At 45.4% G+C, this 249-nt stretch carries 1 protein-coding gene; it reads left to right on the top strand.

All coding sequences use genetic code 11. From position 1 onward, the window contains the following. The coding region (locus tag EXE30_RS15805) for a hypothetical protein (protein ID WP_213072753.1) at nucleotides 1-249 on the top strand (249 nt) is incomplete at both ends.

Here is a 249-nt window from a genome sequence, read left to right as displayed (position 1 = left end):
GCCAAACAGCAACTGGAAGGCAACCAGAACAATGCCAAAGCCCTGAGTGAAGTGGCAAAGAACCAACAAACGGATGAACTCGAAGCTTTAGAACAACTCAAAGCATTTGCAGAAGACATCCAACAGGATATTGCCAAATTCAACAAAGCCTTATTACTACTCAGTTCCCCAAATGGCATTGGACTCAGTACCGCAGAAGACATACACCTTTCTGCGGATGGACAACTGAACCAATTTGCAGGGGATAGC

The sequence above is a fragment of the Acinetobacter halotolerans genome (assembly GCF_004208515.1).
Taxonomy (GTDB): Bacteria; Pseudomonadota; Gammaproteobacteria; order Pseudomonadales; family Moraxellaceae; genus Acinetobacter; species Acinetobacter halotolerans.
Note: the sequence above shows the minus strand (reverse complement) of the source record. Positions and strands in the feature narration are given on the sequence as shown.